The organism is Xanthomonas prunicola, from assembly GCF_025266575.1.
GTDB classification, from domain to species: Bacteria; Pseudomonadota; Gammaproteobacteria; order Xanthomonadales; family Xanthomonadaceae; genus Xanthomonas; species Xanthomonas prunicola.
Genome location: NZ_CP096142.1, coordinates 5,043,082 through 5,065,575, shown reverse-complemented (window position 1 = coordinate 5,065,575; position 22,494 = coordinate 5,043,082). Strand labels below are relative to the sequence as shown.

Below are 22,494 nucleotides of genomic sequence, written 5' to 3'. Positions count from 1 at the left end.
GGCGGCAGCATAACGCAGGCCGAAGCAAGCCAGGCAGTGCAGGCTGTCCGCCACAAAGATTCACAATCGCCGCGCAATCAGGCACGCTATCGCAAGGCCCGGGTGGCGAAATTGGTAGACGCAAGGGACTTAAAATCCCTCAGCTGTGAGGCTATGCGGGTTCGACCCCCGCCCCGGGCACAAATTAAGCCGCGACTGAGAACGCACGATCAACGTGGCGACGCAAAGACAGTGGTGATGACGACAGCCAGATCGACCAAGCGCAGGGCGTTGCCCACGCTGCAGGCGTTGGCCGACATGCATCGCAAGCGTCAGCAGCTGCCGTGCTACTAGAGCGAAGAGCGCCCGAATGCGCCGCCCACGGCGCTGTGCCTGGCCTGCGCGCGCACTGGCAATCTGCCCTGCCGTGTCTGGCAGGCGAACATCTGGTTGCTCAGGTGATGGACTTTGCCAGCGATCAGTTTTCCCCTGATACGTTCGCGCGGTGCGCAATCGCCTGCCCGCCTGCGATCGTTCGCAGCGTTCGCAAGCGCCAAGCCGAATACTTCTTCGGCAGACTCGCCGCTCGCCACGCGTTGTATCAGCAAGGCCTGGTCACTCACCCTGACACCGTGCAGATCGCAACCGGCGACGCACGCGAGCCGGTGTGGCCGAAAACTGCCGCAGGCAGCATCAGCCATAGTCACCGGCTGGCCATTTCCGCCGTCGCGCCTGCCGATCGGTGGCGTGGCATCGGCATCGATCTGGAACACCTGGCAAGCCCCGATGCCCAAGCGGCGTTGCGGGCCACGGTGGTAAACGCCTCGGAGCTGGCTTTGCTGCAGACCTTGCACGATGCCGGCGACTTGGCGCTGGGTGCATTGCTGACGCTGGTTTTTTCGGCGAAGGAAAGCCTGTTCAAGGCGAGTTTTGCAGCTGTCGGACGCTACTTCGACTTCTCGGCGGCGCAGGTCACAGGTGTGGACGTGGCGGCCGGCTATCTCCAGCTCAGGCTTTGCGAATCGCTCTGCCCGTCGCTGCCGGCGGGTCATCTGTGCCCTGTCGGCTTCGCTTGGGTCGATCCGCAAACGGTCGTCACCTACCGCGTCTGGTGACTGCGTCTACGCAGGAACACCGATCTTGCAGGCAAAGCGCCCCACGGTTGCCTTCCCCCCGTGGGCGCCGGCATGGCGCGACCTGTCCACGCGATAACGCTGTTCCGCCAACCTCCAGAATGCGCTGGCGAGCACCGCGCTTGCCCAACCCTGCGCGTGGCGCGCTCCACGCAACAGGGCAGTCACACTGCCATCGGAGTTCGCTGCAAGGCGCGCTAGGCGGAGGACTCCATGCGTCGTTCGTCGGACCCGTTTGAACGAACCGATTGACTCCACCAGCGCGCAAGCTCATGCACATGCGGAGCGCGCACCATGCTGAAGTGATCGCCGCTTGCATGCCAGATGCGCAATTCGCTTGCCAGCGCCCGCCATCCTGCAGCCTGCTTCTCGTGCTGGGTACGGTTGTCCGCCGCATCCAGCAATGGATGGTCGGCCAGCACCAGGCGCAGGCTGCCCGGGTAGCGGTAAGCAGGGCGGTAGACCGTGCGCAGTGCGGTCCCAAAGACCTGCACCACGCCATGGATGGCATCGGGCGGCGCCCGATGCGGTAACAGTCCCACACGCACCATGCCTGCCCGAACCAGCTCCAATTGCTGCGCGTGGTCCAGCGTCGGGAACAGGAGTGGATCAATCCCCAGACGCGTCCCTCTGAAGAGCTGCAGCGACTCGATCAGGCGTTCGAGCACGGCGGTGGCGGTGTAAGGCTTGCCAACTGCACCATCACCGCCGGGCGCTTCGGCGTCGAGCAGCGTCAGCGATGCGACGGTGCGCCCATGTGCAGCTAGCTGGCGGGCCAGATCGAAGGCCACCCAGCCGCCAAACGAATGACCGAGCAGATGGATCGGATGGCCGGGAAGCTCCTTGATCATCCACGCAACATAGGCCGTTGCGGCGGACTCGACAGTGCCGTGCGGGAGCTGGCCACGCTGCAATCCGCGTGGCTGCAGACCGTAGACCGACCAGGCATCGCCCAGTGCAGCGGCAAGATCGACGAATCCGGCAACGTTGTCCGCCGCTCCCGGCACGCACACCACCACTTGCTGCTGCAGGGCTCCGGTCTGGATACGGGTCAAGGGCACGTGGAGTTGCGGACCGCGAGGCAGCGATTGCTGACTGGCTTCCAGCTGTTGGCTGATCGCCGCACCCAACACAGCGACGTACGGCGTTTGCAGCATCGTGTGGTGATCGCCTGGCACGCTGATACAGGTCAGCATGTCTGCGCCAAGCAACGTTTGCCATGCCAGCGCTGCATCGCTGGCCGAGCGGGGCGCCAGGGCCTGCGCCGCAGCGAACAGATGGACCGGCACATGGATGGCCATCGGCAGGTAGTGTCGCTGTGCATAGCCGTGCGCAAACTCGCGCGCCAGCGATTGCAGCAGGCTGTCGTCGTCCTGGTCGGCCCACGCGGACGGCAACCAGCCGCGCGAGCGGCACAGCCGGATCAACGCCGCGTCTTCCCACTGACTTACCTGCGCCGCGAGCGCCTGCAGGTTGGCCTGGGCAGAGGCACGTTGCTCATCATCCGGCAGCGCGGCCAGGCAGTGCTGCAGCAGGAGGCGCTGCGGCGCGTGCGCAGGATCGAGGTAGGCTGGGCCGAGATCGAGTTGCGAGGGATGATAGGTATCGATCAAACCAACGAATTCGACCAGCTCATCTACAGCGAGCAATTGGGTGGCAATCTCGTACGCCAACAGCCCGCCGAATGACCAGCCGGCAACCCGGTAAGGTCCGTGCGGCTGCACCGCGCGCAGATGACGTAACAGACGCGCCGCAAGTTCCTGCACGGTACGTGGCTGGGGCGCGCCCAACGCAACAGCGGACAGCCCATAGACCGGCACATCCGGAGCGATGTGCTTGCCCAGTGGCGCAAAATACAGATCCAGACCGCTGAAGTCATGTACCAAAAACAGCGGGCGCTTGTCGCCGCCCATCCGCACGGTGACCACGCCCGGCGGCGTTGAGGTCTCCCGCCACCGCTCGATCGCTGTCGCCATCGCCGCCAGGCTGGTATGCGCACTCAGCACAGATAACGGCACCGCCGTCCCTGCCCGCTTCAGCAGGCCATTGAGGCGTACCAGCAGCAGCGAATGACCGCCCAGTGCGAGGAAATCGTCGTACCGCCCGATGCGATCGATGCGAAGTAACTGCGACCACAGCGTATGGAGCAATGTTTCCAGCTCGCCTTGTGGCGGCGTGTCGTCGTGGCCAGCATGATCATTGCGTGCCGGCAGCGGCAAGGCATGCCGATCCAGCTTGCCGTTGGCGGTCAGTGGCAACTGCTCCATCTGCACATACGCAGACGGCAGCATGTAATCCGGTACGCGGGTCAGCAGATGCATGCGTAACGCCTGTGCATCATGAGCGACGTTCGCTGCCACGTCTGCCTGGTAGTAAGCCACCAGCTGTTTCGACCCCTGCACATCTTCACGCTGCACAACCGCCGCAATCGCAACCGCCGGATGCGTTTGGAGCGCGGACGCGATTTCTCCCACTTCAACACGGAAACCGCGCACTTTGACCTGCCCATCGGTGCGGCCCAGGTATTCGAGCACACCGTCTGCCCGCCAGCGCACCAGATCGCCACTGCGATACAGGCGCGCATCCGCCTTGCCGCTGAAGCGGTCGGCAATAAACCGCTCGGCGGTCAGCGTCGGTTGATGCAGGTATCCCAGCGCCACACCATCGCCGCCGATGTACAACTCGCCCGCCACGCCGATCGGCAGCGGCATGCCATGCGCATCCAGCACATAGACACGGGTATTGCCGATGGGACGGCCAATCGGAATGGGGCCGGAGACTTCGGTGATGCAGTGGATGGTTGCGAAGGTCGTGGTCTCGGTCGGCCCGTACCCGTTGAGCAACCTCTGCGGCGCCCCTTCGGCCAACACCCGCGCTACCACTGCCGGGTCGAGGACATCACCGCCCACGATCAGATAACGCAGCTGCGCAATGGCCGGCAGCAACACGGGTGCGTGGTGATGGAACAGCCCGGCCGTCAGCCACAGCACGTTGACGGCCTGGTTTTGCAAACACTCCCGCAGCCGGTCTGGCGACAGCACGATGTCCTGCGCAATCACCACTACGCAGCCGCCGGTGAGTAGCGGCGCCCACACTTCCAGGGTACTGGCGTCGAAGGCCGGATTGGCAGCGAAGGCCATCCGATCGCCGGGCTGGAACTTGGCATAGCCGTTGTTGCACACCAGCCGATTGATGCCCCGATGCGCGATCCGCACGCCTTTAGGAACACCGGTCGAGCCGGAGGTGTACATCACATAGGCGTCCGACTCGCTGGACTGGGACAACTGCGGATCGTGCGTGGGCGATGCGCTCAAGTCGAGCAGATCCATGTCCAATCGTGCAGCACCATCGGGAAGCGGCTGGTCGCTACGAGTGACGACCCAGCGCGCCGTGCTTTCATCGAGAATCTGCTGCAAACGTTGGTCTGGCGACTGCACATCCAGCGGCAGATACGCTGCGGCACATTTGTTGATGGCCAATTGCGCGACCACCAACTCCAGCGAACGTGGAAGACGAATGCCCACGTACTGGCCAGCCCCTACCCCCAGGCCGATCAGGTAATGCGCGAGCTGATTGGCCTTGCGGTTGAGCGCTGCATAACTGCACCGATGCGCTCCATCGATCACGGCTGGCGCCTCCGGCGTCAGTGCCGCCTGCTGCTCGAACAGCGTATGCACGGTCTGTGCATGTGGATAGTCGCGATCGGTGGCATTGAAGGTGTCCAGCAGCTGTCCGAGTTCGTCGGCCGGCAGCACGCACAGCTGACCGACCGGCAGGTCCGAGCATTGCTCGAGCGCATCGACCAACTGCGCAAGTGCGCGTTGCATGAAAGCGCACATGCGTTCGGCACCGATGTCCGCACGGGTCTGCACGCTCAGCGCGAATTGGTCTCCAAGATCATCCACGTTCAGCAGCAGCGGATAATTGGTGCGCTCGCTGCTGCCAAGTGCATGCACGCCATGCCAGGCAGCGGATGTCGCTGCGTCTGCCGGCAGCGGCGGACTATGCCGATAATTGAGCAATGCATTGAACAGCGGCGTCGAAGCGGGAATGCTGCTGCAGCGCTGCGCCAATGCCAGCGATGCATGTTCGTGTGCCATCAGCGCCGTCAACGTATCGTGGGTGCGCCGCGCGGCGGCCGCGGCAGGCGCATCGAGCCTGACCCGGATCGGCAGGCTATTGATGAACATGCCCAAGGCGCGATCGGCAGCAGGGCCGCCCTGCATGCGCCCGAGCAAGACGCTGCCGAAGACGACATCATCGCGACCCACGCCCGATCCCAGCACCATCGCCCAGGCCAGGTGATGCAGGCTTGCGACGCTCAGATGCAGATCTCGCGCCTGCCGGCGAAGCCGACTGGCGAGCATGGGATCGAGCAGCACGTCGGACTGCTGCAGCGGTTGCAGATGGCCGGGCGTATCTTCTGTGTCGAAGGCCAGCGTTGGCGTATCGATGTCTCCCAGGCATTGCCTGAAGAAGGTTTCGTGCTCCTCCTGGGTCTTGCCCCGCAGCGCCTGGGTCACATACGTACGATAGGGCGTGGGCGTTGGCAGGCCGGCGTCACCGACCGCGGACAGGTGCTGCATTTCCTCGCGAATCACCGCCAGTGCGGTGTGATCCAGCACGATGTGATGGAACAGCAGCAACGCCACCAGCCTGCCGTTGTGCGGATCCTGCGCGTAATGCAATTGCAGCAAGGGTGCATGGGTGAGAGCGAGACGGTACTGGCATGGATCGAATCGCACCTGCAGTTGCTCCAGCACATCTCCATCGTCCGGGTTCAACTGCACCTGATCGCAAACTACACGTGCCTGTCGCCAGACGATCTGCACCGGCGCAGCCAAGTCCTCCCAGCCCACACTGGTGCGCAGGATGTCGTGTCGATCGACCACGCGCTGCAGGAGTGCGACGAACGCGTCCAGGCACGGTTTGTCGTCGAAGGCCAACTGTGCCTGCAACAGATAGGGATCGCCCTGGCGCGCCATCAGATGGTGATACAACACCCCCTCCTGCAGCGGCGCCAGTGGATAGATGTCCTGCACGTTTGCCGCCCCACCCGGCACCGTGGCCACGATGCGGTCGATCGTGGCCTGCGACAACTCCACCAGTGTCAGCAGCTCCGGGGTAATGCGTGCGCAGCCGGCCGGTATCAGGTTCGGCGGCACCTCCAGTTCCTGGCTGCGGCCAAGCGCTGCGGCCGTTGCCGCCAAGGTGGGCTGTCCCAGCAGTGCCCGCACATCCATGCCAAGACCCTGCTGGCGCAGCCGCTCCACCAGCGTCACCGCCAGCAGGGAGTGCCCGCCGAGCTGGAAGAAATTATCGTGGCGCCCGACCCGCTCCACCCCCAGCACCGCCTGCCAGATTTCGGCCAGCTGCTGCTCCAGCGCATTGGCCGGCGGCACATACGTCTGCACGTTGCGTTGCGCGGCATCGGGCGCAGGCAATGCGTGCCGATCCAGCTTGCCGTTGGCCGTCAGCGGCCACGCGTCCAGCGGCACAAAGGCCTCCGGTACCAGGTACTCCGGCAAGTGCACGCGCAAATGCCGCTGCAAGTGGTCCGCTGTCGGCGCCTCGGCGGTGGCGATCACATACCCCACCAGCCGCCGCTCGCCCGCCACGTCCTCGCGGGCCAGCACCACCGCTTCGCGCACCTGTGGATGGGCCAGCAGATGCGCTTCGATTTCGCCCAGCTCGATGCGTCGGCCACGGATCTTGACCTGCGCATCGTTGCGGCCAACATAGTCCAGCCGGCCATCGTCCAGCCAGCGACACAGATCGCCGGTGCGGTACATCCGCGCGCCCGGATAAAACGGGTCGCTGATGAAGCGCTCGGCCGTCAATGCCTCACGGCCCAGATACCCGCGGGCCACTCCCGCACCGCCCAGATACAGCTCGCCCACCACACCCAACGGCGCAAGCTGCCCCTGGGCATCGAGCACATACGCGCGCAGGTACGGCAGCGGTCGACCGATGGACGGATTAGGCACGCCAGGGGGCACCACGCCGCTGCTGGCCACCACCGTCGTCTCGGTCGGACCGTAATTGTTGTACACGCTAAACGGCAGGCCCTCGGGCACCTGCCGCAGACGATCGCCACCGACCAACAGACACCGCAGACGCTGGGGCGTCATGCCGGCGGCAAACGCATGCTCGGCGATCGGCGTGGGCAGGAAGCTCACATCCAGCTCCTGCGCACGCCACCACTGCAGCAGGGACGCCACATCCCCACTGTGCGCGGCGCCGGGCATCACCAGCACGCCACCGCTGCACAGGCTTGGCCAGATCTCCCAGGCCGCCGCATCGAAGCTCAGACCGGCCAGGCTGGAACTGCGCGTCCCCTCGCCCACCCCGAAGGCCGCCGTGTGCCACGCCACCAGTTGCGCCAGCTGCCGATGCTCGACCATCACCCCCTTGGGCTGGCCGCTGGAACCGGAGGTGTAGATCACATACGCCAGGTGCGCGGCGGTCAGGCCGGGAACCTGCGGATTGGTGCACGGCAGCTCGCTCACGGCGGCATTGTCGATGTCGATCAATGGCAGCGCCGCAGCGCCCAGCGCCGAGCGGGTGGGCGCATGCACCAGCACCGCACGCGGGGCGCTGTCGTGCAACAGATACGCCAGCCGCTCGGCCGGATAGGTCGGGTCCAGGGGCACATAGGCTGCGCCCGCCTTGAGAATGGCCAGCAGGCCGATGATCAGCTCCGCACTGCGCTGCACGCAGATCGCCACCCGCTCGTCCGGCCCGATGCCCAGTTGCAGCAACCGATGCGCCAGCTGGTTGGCCCGCGTATCCAGCTCGCGGTACTGCAGGCGCTGGCCGTCGCACTCCAGCGCCACCGCCTCAGGTGTCGCCGCGACCTGCCGCTCGAACAGCCCGTGCACGGTGTCCATCCGCTCCGGCACGCGATGCTGCAGGTTGAAGCCCAGCAAACGCTGGCGCTCTGCTTGCGGCAGCACGCACAGCTGGTTGATCGGCGTCTCCAGCTCATGCTCGAGCGCGTCGGCCAGCTGCTGCAATGCGGTTTGCATGTAATCGCAAAGGCGAGTGGCGGCACCGCTGGCTGACACCTGCGCACTCAGTTGGAAACCATCACCCACATCATCGACGCTCAGCACCAATGGATAGTTACTGCGCTCCTCGGCCTCCAGAACAGTGATGCCCTGCCACGCCGCATCGTCGTCTGTGCCTGCCGCACTGGCGGTGTGCCGATAATTCAACAAGGCACTGAACAACGGCATCGGTGCTGCGATACCGCTGCAGCGCTGTGCAAGGGCCAACGCTGCATGCTCATGGGCGAGCAATTCACTGAGGCTGTCATGCATCTGCGCCAACGCAGTGCGCACAGTCGCGCTGCGCGGATTCGAGCGCAGCGGCAAGGTATTGATGAATACCCCCAGCATGCGATCAGCACCGCTTCCGCCCTGCATGCGGCCCAGCAACACGGTACCGAACACCACGTCCTCGCGCCCTGACAGCAAGCTGACGACCCGCGCGAAGGCGAGATGATGCAGGCTGGCAACACTGACGCCGGCCTTTCTGGCCTGCACGCGCAGTGCGGTACTCAATGTATCGTCCAAGCGTAATTGCGCTTGTTCGATGTCGCTGCCATCGCCTTGAATATCGCACAAGCCCAGCGGCAGCGTCGGCGCATCGACGTCTTTCAACATCCTGGCGAAGAAATCCGCGTGCGCATCATCTCTCGCTCCGAGCTGGAGTTGAGCGACATAATTGCGATACGGCATCGGAGATGTCAGCCGCTCCGGTACGCCGGACAGCACGGCCTGCATCTCTTCGCGCACCACCTCCAGTGCCATGTGGTCGAGCACACTATGGTGAAACAGCAACGTTGCCACCAGTTGCCCCGTCTCACCGTCTTCGGCAACGAACAGACGCAACAGCGGCGCGCTGTGCAGAGGCAGGCGATAGCCGCGTGGATCGTAAAGCGCACGCTGCTGGCCTGCGACGTCGCCCTGCGCAGGATCGAGCGCGATCGTCTCGACTGGCAGACTGGCGCGACGTGCGACCACCTGGACAGGCTTCGTCAGTCCCTCCCAGAAGATCGAGGTGCGCAGAATGGTGTGGCGATCGATCACCTGCTGCAGTGCCTGGACGAAGGCCTCGAACCGGGAGCGATTGGCGAAGCCGAACTGCGAACGCAATAGATACGGGTCACCCTGCTGCGCAGTCAGATGGTGATACAGCATGCCTTCCTGCAGCGGTGCCAACGGATAGATGTCCTCCACATTGGCTGCACCGCCAGGCACAAGCGCCACGATGCGGTCGATCGCAGTCTGCGACAGCTCGACCAATGGCAGCAGCTCCGGCGTGATGCGGTCGCAGGTCGCAGGAATGCAGTTGTCGGGAACCACGATTTCCTGCGTGTTCCCAACCACTGCAGCGATCGCTGCCAGCGTGGGCTGGCCGAACAATACCCGCACATCGGTGCTGAGCCCATGGCGACGCATCCGCTCGATCAAGGTCACCGCCAGCAGCGAATGGCCGCCCAGTGCAAAGAAATTATCGTACCGGCCGATCCGCTCCACCTGTAGCACCTGCGTCCACAGGCCAGCCAGCAACGTCTCCACCGCACCTTGCGGCGCATCGTAGGCATGCCTGGCATGTGCGTCTTCCGATGGCATCGGCAACTGCTTGCGATCCAGCTTGCCATTCAAGGTCAGCGGCCATGCTTCCAGTGGCACGTACGCACTGGGAATCATGTAGTCCGGCAGCGTCGCCGACAGCCATTGGCGCAACAGCTCCGGCGTTGGCGCCGCCTGTGTCTGATGAGCGATCACATACGCCAGCAGCCGCTGATGGCCGGCAATATCTTTATGTGCCGTCACCAGGGCATCGCGTATCTGCGGATGCGCCGTCAACTTTGCCTGGATCTCGCCAAGCTCGATGCGAAAGCCGCGGATCTTCACCTGCTCGTCGTTGCGGCCGAGATATTCCAGCTGGCCATCCGGCAGCCATCGGGCAAGATCGCCGCTCTTGTAAAGACGCGCGCCTGGATGAAACGGATCATCCAGAAAGCGCTCAGCGGTCAACTCAGGCCGGTTAAGGTAGCCACGCGCGACACCGGCACCTCCCACATACAGTTCGCCCGCCACGCCGACCGGCACGGGTTGTCGCTGCGCGTCCAGCAGGTACACACGAAGGTCTGGAATGCGTTTACCGATCGGACTGGTGCCGCCATTGATTGCGTCTGTCGCCGACAGCGGACGATACGTCACGTGCACGGTGGTCTCGGTGATCCCGTACATATTGACCAATTGCGTGGCCGCATTGCGCGGGCGAGCGAACCAAGGCCTGAGCATGCGCGGATCCAGCGCTTCGCCTCCGAAGATCACCAGACGCAGACGATGGTCTTCTTGTTCGTCCTGCTGCGCATCGATCAAGTGGAAGAAGGCGCTCGGCGTCTGATTGAGGATGGTGACCCCGCTCTGACAGAGCAGTCGGTAGAAATCCTGCGGTGATCGCGTCACCTGCTGCGGCACGATCAGCAAGCGCCCCCCGTACAGTAGCGCGCCCCACATTTCCCAGACCGAAAAATCGAAAGCGAAGGAGTGGAATAACGCCCACGTATCGCTGGCAGCAAAGCCAAACCAGTCTTGCGTCGCCGAGAACAGCCGCGTGACGTTGCGGTGTTCGACCTGTACCCCTTTGGGCTTGCCGGTGGAACCGGAGGTATAGATCACATACGCCAGATGCTGTGGCGATAAGCCTGCCAGGCTTGGATTGGATTGCGGTTGACCCACCAGCTCGTGATGCCCTGCGCCTTCAAGACCAAGATCGACGACTGGGCAGGATACCGGCGGCAACGACGGAATCGTGCAAGCGTCGGTCACCAGCGCAGCCGGCGCACTGTCCTCGAGGATAAAGGCCAACCGCTGTTGAGGTGAAGCAGGATCCACCGGCACATATCCGGCGCCGGCCTTGAGGATCGCCAACATGCCGGCGATCATGCCGATCCCGCGTTGCAGGCAGAGCGCCACGCGATCATCCGGGCGCACTCCCAACGCGATCAACGCATGCGCGATCCGGTTAGCCTGAGCATTGAGCTGTCCGTAAGTAATCTGCTGTTGCTCGAACAGTACGGCAACCGCGTCAGGCTCGGCTGACGCCTGCGCTTCGAAGCGTTGATGCAATAGCGGCGTCTGCGCGGACTCTGGATAAGGCAGGTTGCAACCCGCCACCAACCACTGCCGTTCTGCATGCGGCAGAATGTCTACCAGCGCAGTGACTTGTTCGGGCGTGCGCTCCAATGCATCGACAAGGCCCGACAATGCAGCATGCATATAATGACAGATGCGCTCAGCGCCAATCATCGGCGGGACCTGCGCGGTCAGCGCAAACCCATCTCCGAGGTCGTCGACATTCAGCGTCAGCGGATAATGTGTACGCTCCTCGGCGTGCAACACCTCAATTCCGCGCCATGCCTGTTGCTCCGACTGCTGCGTGTGCGGGCTATGGCGATAGTTCAACAGCGCACTGAACAACGGCGCCGGGGCAGCGATCCCACTGCATCGCTGTGCCAGACTCAGCGGGGCGTATTCGTGGGCCATCAACGCAGTCAGTTCTTCATGCGTCTGCCGCAGCGCCAGGTGAACCGGCTGAGTCACCCGAAGCCGAATCGGTAATGTGTTGACGAACAGCCCCATTGCCAGGCCGGCGCCCTTGGCGGCCTGCATGCGCCCCATCAGCACGGTACCGAAGACCACGTCGGAACGCCCGGAGGTCCGCGCCAGCACCTGTGCCCAGGCAAGATGGTGCAGGCTCGCCGCCGTGACGCCAAACAGGCGCGCTTGCTGCCGGATTCGCACAGCGAGCTGCGGGTCGAGCGGGATGCATGCTTCCTGGATCGCCGCGCCGTCGCCCGGTAGTTCTGCCAGACCGAACGGCAAGGTGGGCTCGTCAACATCACCCAGCCGCTCCGTGAAAAAGGTGCGGTGCCGATCCTCCGCAACACTGGCGCGTGCCTGCAGCACATATGTGCGATATGGCAGCGAGGGAGGCAATTCCTGCCCGCGACCGAGCAGGCACATTTGCAACTCATGACGCAGTATTTGCAGCGATAGATGATCCAGGATCAGATGGTGAAACAGCAGGATCCCGACCCAGCGTTGATTGGCCGGATCGTGGGCGCACACCAGTTTCAGCAGAGGCGCCTGACTCAGGTTCAACGGCACGCGCCGCGCATCGAAGCGCTGCTGCAATTGCAACAACACATCGCCCTGGTCCGCGTCGCACTCGATCTGCTCCAGCGGAAGTAGCGCCTTTCGCCATACCACCTGCATCGGTGCCTCCAAGCTCTGCCAGACCAGGCTTGTCCGCAACACATCGTGACGATCGATCACCTGTTGCAACGCATTGGCGAATGCTTGCAGCCGCGACTCATCCGCGAAAACGTAGTGCGCCCGTAGCAAGTAGGCGTCCCCTTGTTCGGCGGAGAGATGGTGATAAAGCACGCCTTCTTGCAATGGCGCGAGCGGGTAGATTTCCTGCACGTTGTCCTTGCCGCCGGGCACGGTGGCAAGGATGCGGTCGATGTCCTCCTGACTCAGACCTTCCGGGCAAAATGCAGGGCATGGCGCCGGCTCGCCAGAGGCCTGAGTGCCGGTGTCTGCACCGGCTTCGGCGGCCGCCAGGTCTTGCAGCAATTCGATCAGCGCTGCCCGGTGCTGACGCAATTGTTCCATCAGCGAGGCCTGATCGAGCGCCGCCTTGTTGCCGCGTACAACCAGCCGCCCTTCCTGCGCTGCCAGTTCAATGCCTTGTTTCTTCAGCGACTGCATGAAGTCGACGACGCTCACAGGACAATCTCCACTTGTTCGATAGCGGCGGCGTAGTCGGCCAATGTGGGCTGTTCAAACAGCGTGCGGACATCGGAGTCGATGCCTTCCGACTTGATGCGCTCCACCAGCGTCACCGCCAGCAGGGAGTGCCCGCCGAGCTGGAAGAAATTATCGTGGCGCCCGACCCGCTCCACCCCCAGCACCGCCTGCCAGATTTCGGCCAGCTGCTGCTCCAGCGCATTAGCCGGCGGCACATACGTCTGCACGTTGCGTTGCGCGGCATCGGGCGCAGGCAATGCGTGCCGATCCAGCTTGCCGTTGGCCGTCAGCGGCCACGCATCCAGCGGCACAAAAGCCTCGGGCACCAGGTACTCCGGCAAGTGCACGCGCAAATGTCGCTGCAAGTGGTCCGCTGTCGGCACCTCGGCGGTGGCGATCACATACCCCACCAGCCGCCGCTCGCCCGCCACGTCCTCGCGGGCCAGCACCACCGCTTCGCGCACCTGTGGATGGGTCAGCAGATGCGCTTCGATTTCGCCCAGCTCGATGCGTCGGCCACGGATCTTGACCTGCGCATCGTTGCGGCCGACATAGTCCAGCCGGCCATCGTCCAGCCAGCGACACAGATCGCCGGTGCGGTACATCCGCGCGCCCGGATAAAACGGGTCGCCGATGAAGCGCTCGGCCGTCAATGCCTCACGGCCCAGATACCCGCGGGCCACTCCCGCACCGCCCAGATACAGCTCGCCCACCACACCCAACGGCGCAAGCTGCCCCTGGGCATCGAGCACATACGCGCGCAGGTACGGCAGCGGTCGACCGATGGACGGATTAGGCACGCCAGGGGGCACCACGCCGCTGCTGGCCACCACCGTCGTCTCGGTCGGACCGTAATTGTTGTACACGCTAAACGGCAGGCCCTCGGGCACCTGCCGCAGACGATCGCCACCGACCAACAGACACCGCAGACGCTGGGGCGTCATGCCGGCGGCAAACGCATGCTCGGCGATCGGCGTGGGCAGGAAGCTCACATCCAGCTCCTGCGCACGCCACCACTGCAGCAGGGACGCCACATCCCCACTGTGCGCGGCGCCGGGCATCACCAGCACGCCACCGCTGCACAGGCTTGGCCAGATCTCCCAGGCCGCCGCATCGAAGCTCAGACCGGCCAGGCTGGAACTGCGCGTCCCCTCGCCCACCCCGAAGGCCGCCGTGTGCCACGCCACCAGTTGCGCCAGCTGCCGATGCTCGACCATCACCCCCTTGGGCTGGCCGCTGGAACCGGAGGTGTAGATCACATACGCCAGGTGCGCGGCGGTCAGGCCGGGAACCTGCGGATTGGTGCACGGCAGCTCGCTCACGGCGGCATTGTCGATGTCGATCAATGGCAGCGCCGCAGCGCCCAGCGCCGAGCGGGTGGGCGCATGCACCAGCACCGCACGCGGGGCGCTGTCGTGCAACAGATACGCCAGCCGCTCGGCCGGATAGGTCGGGTCCAGGGGCACATAGGCTGCGCCCGCCTTGAGAATGGCCAGCAGGCCGACGATCAGCTCCGCACTGCGCTGCACGCAGATCGCCACCCGCTCGTCCGGCCCGATGCCCAGTTGCAGCAACCGATGCGCCAGCTGGTTGGCCCGCGTATCGAGCTCGCGGTACTGCAGGCGCTGGCCGTCGCACTCCAGCGCCACCGCCTCAGGTGTCGCCGCGACCTGCCGCTCGAACAGCCCGTGCACGGTGTCCATCCGCTCCGGCACGCGATGCTGCAGGTTGAAGCCCAGCAAACGCTGGCGCTCTGCTTGCGGCAGCACGCACAGCTGGTTGATCGGCGTCTCCAGCTCATGCTCGAGCGCGTCGGCCAGCTGCTGCAATGCGGTTTGCATGTAGCTGCACAGCCGTAGTGCGCTATACCCAGTTGGCAAATACCCCGTCAGGCGAATCCCGTCATCCATTTCCTCTACGTCGAGCACCACCGGGTAGTGATTGACTCCCTGCGTCTGCAACACGGTGATACCTGGCCACGGCGCCAACGAATCCACTGCCTCAGCCGATCGACGGCGCGAACGATAATTGAGCAACGCACTGAACAGCGGCTGCGGTGGCGACACTCCACTGCACCGCTGGACATGGCTCAGACCAGCATGCTCATGTGCGAACAAGCTGTTCAATTGGGCATGCACGTCGCGGATGGCTGCCTGCAGCGATTGCTGCCCCAGCCGTACACGCATCGGCAAGGTATTGATGAACATGCCCATCGCACCATCGGCACCAGCGCCTGCATGCATGCGTCCCAGCAGGACCGTCCCGAACACGACGTCATCCTTTGCAGACAGTTGCCCGACCACTTTTGCCCAGGCGAGATGATGCAAGCTGGCTGGCGTGACACCAAGATGCGAAGCGCACCGGCGCAAGCGCGTACTCAGCCCGGAATTCAGTTCAAGCGACGCCCCGCCGACCGGTAGATCATCGCCGTGAACTTCAGCCAGCCCAAAGGGCAACGAGGGTTCCTCGATGTCGCCCAGAAGCTGACGAAAGACCGCTTCCTGATCCCCGCGCAGTTGCGCGTTGCGTGCATGTGCGACGTAATTGCGATAAGGAACCGACGCTGCAAGGTGTTGCGTCTGCCCCAGTAGATGGGCATGCAGTTCCGCACGCAGCACATGCATGGTCGCCGCGTCATCCACCAGATGATGGATCAACACTAGACCGACCCAACGGTCGCTGGTCGCGTCGTAACAATGGTGGAACTGCAGCAGCGGCGCGCTGGAAAGAGGCAGACGGTAATGCAGCGGATCGAAGCGATCACGCAGGTGTTGCAGAGGGTCTTCATCCGGCTGCGGAACATAGGAGAAGATCGGCAGAGCGGCAGTTCGCCATACCACTTGCACCGGGGTAGCAAGGCCCTCCCACACAATGCTTGTGCGAAACACATCGTGGCGATCGATCACTTGCTGCAGCGCCTTTAGGAAGGCATCGAGGCGATCGCGGCGATCGAAAGACAGCAGCATGTTCTGCAGATAGGGATCGCCCTGGCGCGCCATCAGATGGTGATACAACACCCCCTCCTGCAGCGGCGCCAGTGGATAGATGTCCTGCACGTTTGCCGCCCCACCCGGCACCGTGGCCACGATGCGGTCGATCGTGGCCTGCGACAACTCCACCAGTGTCAGCAGCTCCGGGGTAATGCGTGCGCAGCCGGCCGGTATCAGGTTCGGCGGCACCTCCAGTTCCTGGCTGCGGCCAAGCGCTGCGGCCGTTGCCGCCAAGGTGGGCTGTCCCAGCAGTGCCCGCACATCCATGCCAAGACCCTGCTGGCGCAGCCGCTCCACCAGCGTCACCGCCAGCAGGGAGTGCCCGCCGAGCTGGAAGAAATTATCGTGGCGCCCGACCCGCTCCACCCCCAGCACCGCCTGCCAGATTTCGGCCAGCTGCTGCTCCAGCGCATTGGCCGGCGGCACATACGTCTGCACGTTGCGTTGCGCGGCATCGGGCGCAGGCAATGCGTGCCGATCCAGCTTGCCGTTGGCCGTCAGCGGCCACGCGTCCAGCGGCACAAAGGCCTCCGGTACCAGGTACTCCGGCAAGTGCACGCGCAAATGCCGCTGCAAGTGGTCCGCTGTCGGCGCCTCGGCGGTGGCGATCACATACCCCACCAGCCGCCGCTCGCCCGCCACGTCCTCGCGGGCCAGCACCACCGCTTCGCGCACCTGTGGATGGGCCAGCAGATGCGCTTCGATTTCGCCCAGCTCGATGCGTCGGCCACGGATCTTGACCTGCGCATCGTTGCGGCCGACATAGTCCAGCCGGCCATCGTCCAGCCAGCGACACAGATCGCCGGTGCGGTACATCCGCGCGCCCGGATAAAACGGGTCGCCGATGAAGCGCTCGGCCGTCAATGCCTCACGGCCCAGATACCCGCGGGCCACTCCCGCACCGCCCAGATACAGCTCGCCCACCACACCCAACGGCGCAAGCTGCCCCTGGGCATCGAGCACATACGCGCGCAGGTACGGCAGCGGTCGACCGATGGACGGATTAGGCACGCCAGGGGGCACCACGCCGCTGCTGGCCACCACCGTCGTCTCGGTCGGACCGTAATTGTTGTACACGCTAAACGGCAGGCCCTCGGGCACCTGCCGCAGACGATCGCCACCGACCAACAGACACCGCAGACGCTGGGGCGTCATGCCGGCAGCAAACGCATGCTCGGCGATCGGCGTGGGCAGGAAGCTCACATCCAGCTCCTGCGCACGCCACCACTGCAGCAGGGACGCCACATCCCCACTGTGCGCGGCGCCGGGCATCACCAGCACGCCACCGCTGCACAGGCTTGGCCAGATCTCCCAGGCCGCCGCATCGAAGCTCAGACCGGCCAGGCTGGAACTGCGCGTCCCCTCGCCCACCCCGAAGGCCGCCGTGTGCCACGCCACCAGTTGCGCCAGCTGCCGATGCTCGACCATCACCCCCTTGGGCTGGCCGCTGGAACCGGAGGTGTAGATCACATACGCCAGGTGCGCGGCGGTCAGGCCGGGAACCTGCGGATTGGTGCACGGCAGCTCGCTCACGGCGGCATTGTCGATGTCGATCAATGGCAGCGCCGCAGCGCCCAGCGCCGAGCGGGTGGGCGCATGCACCAGCACCGCACGCGGGGCGCTGTCGTGCAACAGATACGCCAGCCGCTCGGCCGGATAGGTCGGGTCCAGGGGCACATAGGCTGCGCCCGCCTTGAGAATGGCCAGCAGGCCGATGATCAGCTCCGCACTGCGCTGCACGCAGATCGCCACCCGCTCGTCCGGCCCGATGCCCAGTTGCAGCAACCGATGCGCCAGCTGGTTGGCCCGCGTATCCAGCTCGCGGTACTGCAGGCGCTGGCCGTCGCACTCCAGCGCCACCGCCTCAGGTGTCGCCGCGACCTGCCGCTCGAACAGCCCGTGCACGGTGTCCATCCGCTCCGGCACGCGATGCTGCAGGTTGAAGTCCAGCAAACGCTGGCGCTCTGCTTGCGGCAGCACGCATAGCTGGTTGATCGGCGTTTCCAGCTCATGCTCGAGCGCGTCGGCCAGCTGCTGCAATGCGGTTTGCATGTAGGCACACATTCTGGCGGGCACGCCGTCTGCCGATGCCTGCGCCGTTAGTTGGAAACCATCGCCAAGATCATCCATGGAGAGGCTCACCGGATAGGTGCTACGTTCTTCTCCCCCCAGAACATCAATGCCCGGCCACGCCTGCAGCACGGTGCCATTGAGATTGGCCCGACTCAGCCGGCGATAGTTGAACAAGGCATTGAACAACACGCGCTGTGTGGACGTGCCGCTACAACGCTGCGCGAGCGACAGCGAAGCGTGTTCATGCGCCAAGAGTTCACTCAGCCAGGCATGCGTCTGCTTGATGACGGCACGCACGCTGGCCCGACCCAAGCGAACCCGGATCGGCAACGTGTTGATGAACATTCCGATGGCACGTTCGATCTCTTTTCCCTGCGTTCTCCCCAGCATGACGGTGCCGAAGACCACGTCCTGCTGCCCCGACGCTGCGGAAAGCACCTGCGCCCAGGCGACGTGACACAACGTGGCAACGCTAACCCCCAATCGCCTCGCCTGTACTTGCAACCGCTGCGCAATCGAGGCGTCGATCTGGATGACTGCCTTGCGCACTTGCTGGTCAACCACACCTTGATCCTGCAACCCGAATGCAATGGTCGGCTCGCACACATCGCCGAGCATTTCCTTGAAGAAGCGCGCGTGCTCCTCTGCGTGCTGATCGCGGCGGGCATGCATGGTGTAGGTGCGATACCGGAACGGCGGCGGCAATCGTGCGCCGTCTCCGCGCAGATGGCTGTCGATCTCTTCCAGCAACCCTGTCAGGGACGCAGCATCTCCGACCAAATGGTGGAACAGTAGCCCGCCCACCCAACGTTGGCCGACGGCATCGTAGGCATAGCACAGACGCAGCAAGGGAGCTTGCCGCAGATCGAGTTGCTGGCGCGCCGGATCCAGGTGGGCACGCAGCAGTTGTAGGACATCCTCCTCAGCAGGACCCACCGCAATCTCGATCATCGGCACGGTCGCCTGCCGCCAGAGCACCTGGAGCGGCGCATCCAACTGCTCCCAGATCAACGCAGTACGCAGAATGTCGTGACGTGCGACCACGCACTGGAGCGCGGCTGCGAATGCATCAAGGCGAGCCCGATCCGAAAAAACGAACAGCGCATATTGCAGATAGGGATCGCCCTGAGTCGCTGTCAAATGATGGTAGGCAATGCCTTCCTGCAGTGGTGCCGCCGGATAGATGTCCTGCACGTTGCGCGCACCACCGGGCACCGTGCTGACGATGGTATCGATTGCTTGCTGTGACAGCTCCACCAGCGGCAGCAGATCCGGCGTGATGCGGTCGCACCCTTCTGGAATGCGCGGCTCGGGAATCTCCTCGTCGCGACTGGCGCCAACCGCCGCCGCCATCCCCATCACGGTGGGTCGAGCAAGCAGGGACTTTACATTGGCTTCAAGGCCGTGCTGTCGCATCCGCTCCAACAACGCGACGATCAAAAGGGAGTGCCCACCAAGCTCGAAGAAGTGATCGTATCGACCGACTTGCTCGATCTTCAGGACATCGCTCCATAGAACGGCAAGCAACTGTTCGGTCGGCCCCTCAGGCGACACATACCCCTGCTGGGCATACGCCTGTACATCGGGCGCAGGCAAGGCATGACGATCCAACTTGCCATTGGGTGTCATCGGCAACAGGTCCATGCGGATGTAAACCGCAGGCACCATGTAATCGGGAAGCCGCTGCTGAAGCTGCTGGCGCAGACGCTCGGCAGTCACCTCGGGCGCATCGCTCACGTAGTACGCCACAAGACATTTTTCTCCCGACGCCGCAGTGTGAATCACCACCGCCGCATCGGCCACCAACGGGTTGTCCAGGATCCTGGAGCTCACCTCCGCGGGCTCGATCCGAAAACCACGCAATTTGATCTGGTCATCGTTACGCCCGAGGTACTCGAGCGTTCCGTCGGGCATCCAGCGCGCCAGGTCGCCACTGCAATACATTCGTTGCTCTGGCCCGGTGCCGAATGGATCGACCACGAAGCGTTGCTCGGTCAACTCTGGACGATTGAGATAGCCACGCGTGACCTGGCTGCCAGCGATGCAGAGTTCTCCGGCCACGCCAACAGGAACCGTCTTCCTATTCGCATCCAGCAGATAGACACGCATATTGTCGATCGGCCGCCCGATCGGAATGGTGGCCAATGTGCCTGCGTCCCAATCCAGTGGGATTTCATACGCCACGCATCCGACCACCGTTTCGGTCGGCCCATACTCATTGACCACGCGCGCATGAGGTGCAAGCTGACGCAATCGCTTGACCGTCGATGCGTGCAAGGCCTCGCCACCGACTACAAACAACGACACCGACGGAGTACCCCCACAGGCAGCCAGCTGCTGCGTCAAGACATCCAGGTGGGCCGGCGTGATCTTGACCAAGCACAGTGGCTGATCGGCGCAGACTCGCTTCAACAAGGCCTCGATCTCGTCCCGCGCAGGAAGCAGTTCGGTGGTACCGCCACATAGCAAAGGCAGGTAGAGACTGGTGACGGTTGCATCGAACGAAAGCGACGACGACACCACTGCGCCTTGCCGGGGGTGATAGTAGTCGATCGCCCAATGCAGGTAGTTGCTCAGGGCGTCGTGGGGAACCATCACCCCCTTCGGACGACCGCTGGAGCCGGAGGTATAGATCACATACGCCAGATGGCACGGCGCAAACCCTGCGACCAGCGGAGTATCGGTGGGCCGATGCAACCACTCAGGCGTATCCACATCGATCAGGATGGCGTTTGTGTCCTCCAACAGATCGCGCGTTGCCGAATGGACGATGAGCGCACGCGGTGTGCTGTCGGACAGCATGTAGGCCAGACGCTCGGACGGATAACGCGGATCCAGCGGAACATAGGCACTGCCTGCCTTCAGGATCGCAAGCAACGCTACCACCAACTCGGGGCAGCGCTCCATGCACAAGGCGACGCGCTGGTCCGGCCCAATCCCAAGTGCAATCAAGTGATGCGCAAGCTGATTCGACCTTGCATTGAGCTGGGCATAGGTCAGGCGCAAGTCACCAAAGGCCACTGCTACCGCATCCGGTGTCCGCTGTACCTGCGCCTCGAACATCGCAGGCAGCGTCGCCACCGGCATCTGCATTTTCCTGCCGCGACTCCAGGTATCCAGGCATGCCAGCTCATCGGCGGTACATAGTTCGATCTGGTTCAAAGGACGGCTCGGGTGCGCCACCACCTGCATCATGAGCTGGACCAGACGCTGCGTCATTTGTGCTATCTGGTCGGCAGCAAAATAGCCCTTGTTGTAGATCGCATGGAGCCAAGCAATATCGTCATTGGCGTTGCGCCTGACGTACAACGACAACGGATTGTATTCGCGATTATTGGATGCCTTGACAAAAGCTCCTCGCGCGACTCCGAAGCGATACACGTGGCCGGTTTGCTCGAAGGAAAACACCATCTCGAAAAAGCGCGTCGCACCACTCTTCCACAATCCACAGGCACGCCCCATCTCGCTGACAGGAAAGCGCTGATGACGGTAGTCCTTGCGCAATTCTCGCGACACTAGTCGCACCGCATCAATGAAAGGCATCGCAGGGTCGAAGCGCATGCGCACCGGATTTATCTGTGCGCACAGTCCAATCGAATTCTTGAACTGGTGACCGGCACGATTGAGGATCGGCACGCCGACGACCAACTCTTCACGCTCTTGCGTGCGAGAGAAGTAGGCATAGAGAACGACAAGGAGGATCTGAAACTGGGATACGCCGTGCTCGGTGGCTAGCTGTGTCAGTCGATCCAGCAGATCGGCAGGAAATTCATGAACAACGTTGACGCTGACACCCGACACCTCCGCAGTGGACATCGCCCCCGGGGCAGTGGAGAACAGGGGCTCTGGAAGCACGGAATACTTTGCCAGCCAGTATTGACGATCGGTCTCGTACTGCGCGGAGTGCTGGTAGGAACGATCGCTCTCGATGAAGTCACGGTAGGATCTGACGTCCACTGTCGCCGGACGGCCCTCACGCATTTCGCTGTAGAGGCGGCCCAGAGTTTCCATCGTCAGGAACAAGGACCAGCCATCCATCAGGATGTGGTGCAGGCTCACCATCAGATACCACTTGCCAGCATCGAAGCGGCACAACGAAAGGCGCATCAGCGGCGTGCCGTCGAACTGAAACGGCGTCTCCATGTGCTCCTGGATCCATTGCTCCAGCCATCCCTGACGGTCCTGCACAGATGTAATATCGGCGAATGGCACAGGCAGATGCATCGTCTCAGCAAAGCACTGCAGCGGGATTCCTTCCTCGTCCACGTCGTCCGTTATGCACATCCGCAGGACTTCGCATTGATCGACTAATGTTTGTGCCGCACGTTGCAAGCATCCGACATCGATATCGCCATCGATCTCGATATAGCCACCGATGTTGGAAGAAACCGACTGCCCGAGCATCAGTTGTTCCAACCAGATCTCTCTCTGAGGACTGCTCAGAGGAAAGACAGGCCGATCGGTCGTTTGCATTGCATAGTCCTT

The 22,494-nt window shown here is 63.5% G+C and carries 3 protein-coding genes and 1 tRNA gene; 2 read left to right on the top strand and 2 right to left on the bottom strand.

Annotation, left to right across the window (positions count from 1 at the left end; genetic code table 11):
* Nucleotides 1-96 precede the first annotated feature (96 nt).
* Together M0D43_RS21595 and M0D43_RS21590 are read left to right on the top strand one after the other, a co-directional pair.
* Nucleotides 97-180, top strand: a tRNA-Leu gene (locus M0D43_RS21595).
* Between the two features lie 260 nt (nucleotides 181-440).
* Entirely contained in the window at nucleotides 441-1,094 is a 654-nt protein-coding gene (locus M0D43_RS21590) for a 4'-phosphopantetheinyl transferase family protein (RefSeq protein WP_252165151.1), read from the top strand.
* A 215-nt stretch (nucleotides 1,095-1,309) separates the two neighbouring features.
* Here M0D43_RS21590 and M0D43_RS21585 read toward each other — a convergent pair whose 3' ends face one another.
* Both M0D43_RS21585 and M0D43_RS21580 read right to left on the bottom strand, forming a co-directional pair.
* On the bottom strand, nucleotides 1,310-12,925 hold the full coding sequence (locus tag M0D43_RS21585) for a non-ribosomal peptide synthetase (RefSeq protein ID WP_260807611.1): 11,616 nt from the start codon (nucleotides 12,923-12,925) through the stop codon (nucleotides 1,310-1,312).
* A complete protein-coding gene (locus tag M0D43_RS21580; RefSeq protein WP_260807610.1) occupies nucleotides 12,922-22,482 on the bottom strand; it encodes a non-ribosomal peptide synthetase in 9,561 nt (3,186 codons plus the stop codon). Before M0D43_RS21580 ends, M0D43_RS21585 begins: the two co-directional genes overlap by 4 nt.
* Nucleotides 22,483-22,494: the final 12 nt, after the last annotated feature.

Excerpts from the sequence above, each read along its gene's own strand:
- M0D43_RS21590 (WP_252165151.1), top strand. The coding sequence starts at position 441 with ATGGACTTTGCCAGCGATCAGTTTTCCCCTGATACGTTCGCGCGGTGC.
- M0D43_RS21580 (WP_260807610.1), bottom strand. The coding sequence starts at position 22,482 with ATGCAAACGACCGATCGGCCTGTCTTTCCTCTGAGCAGTCCTCAGAGA.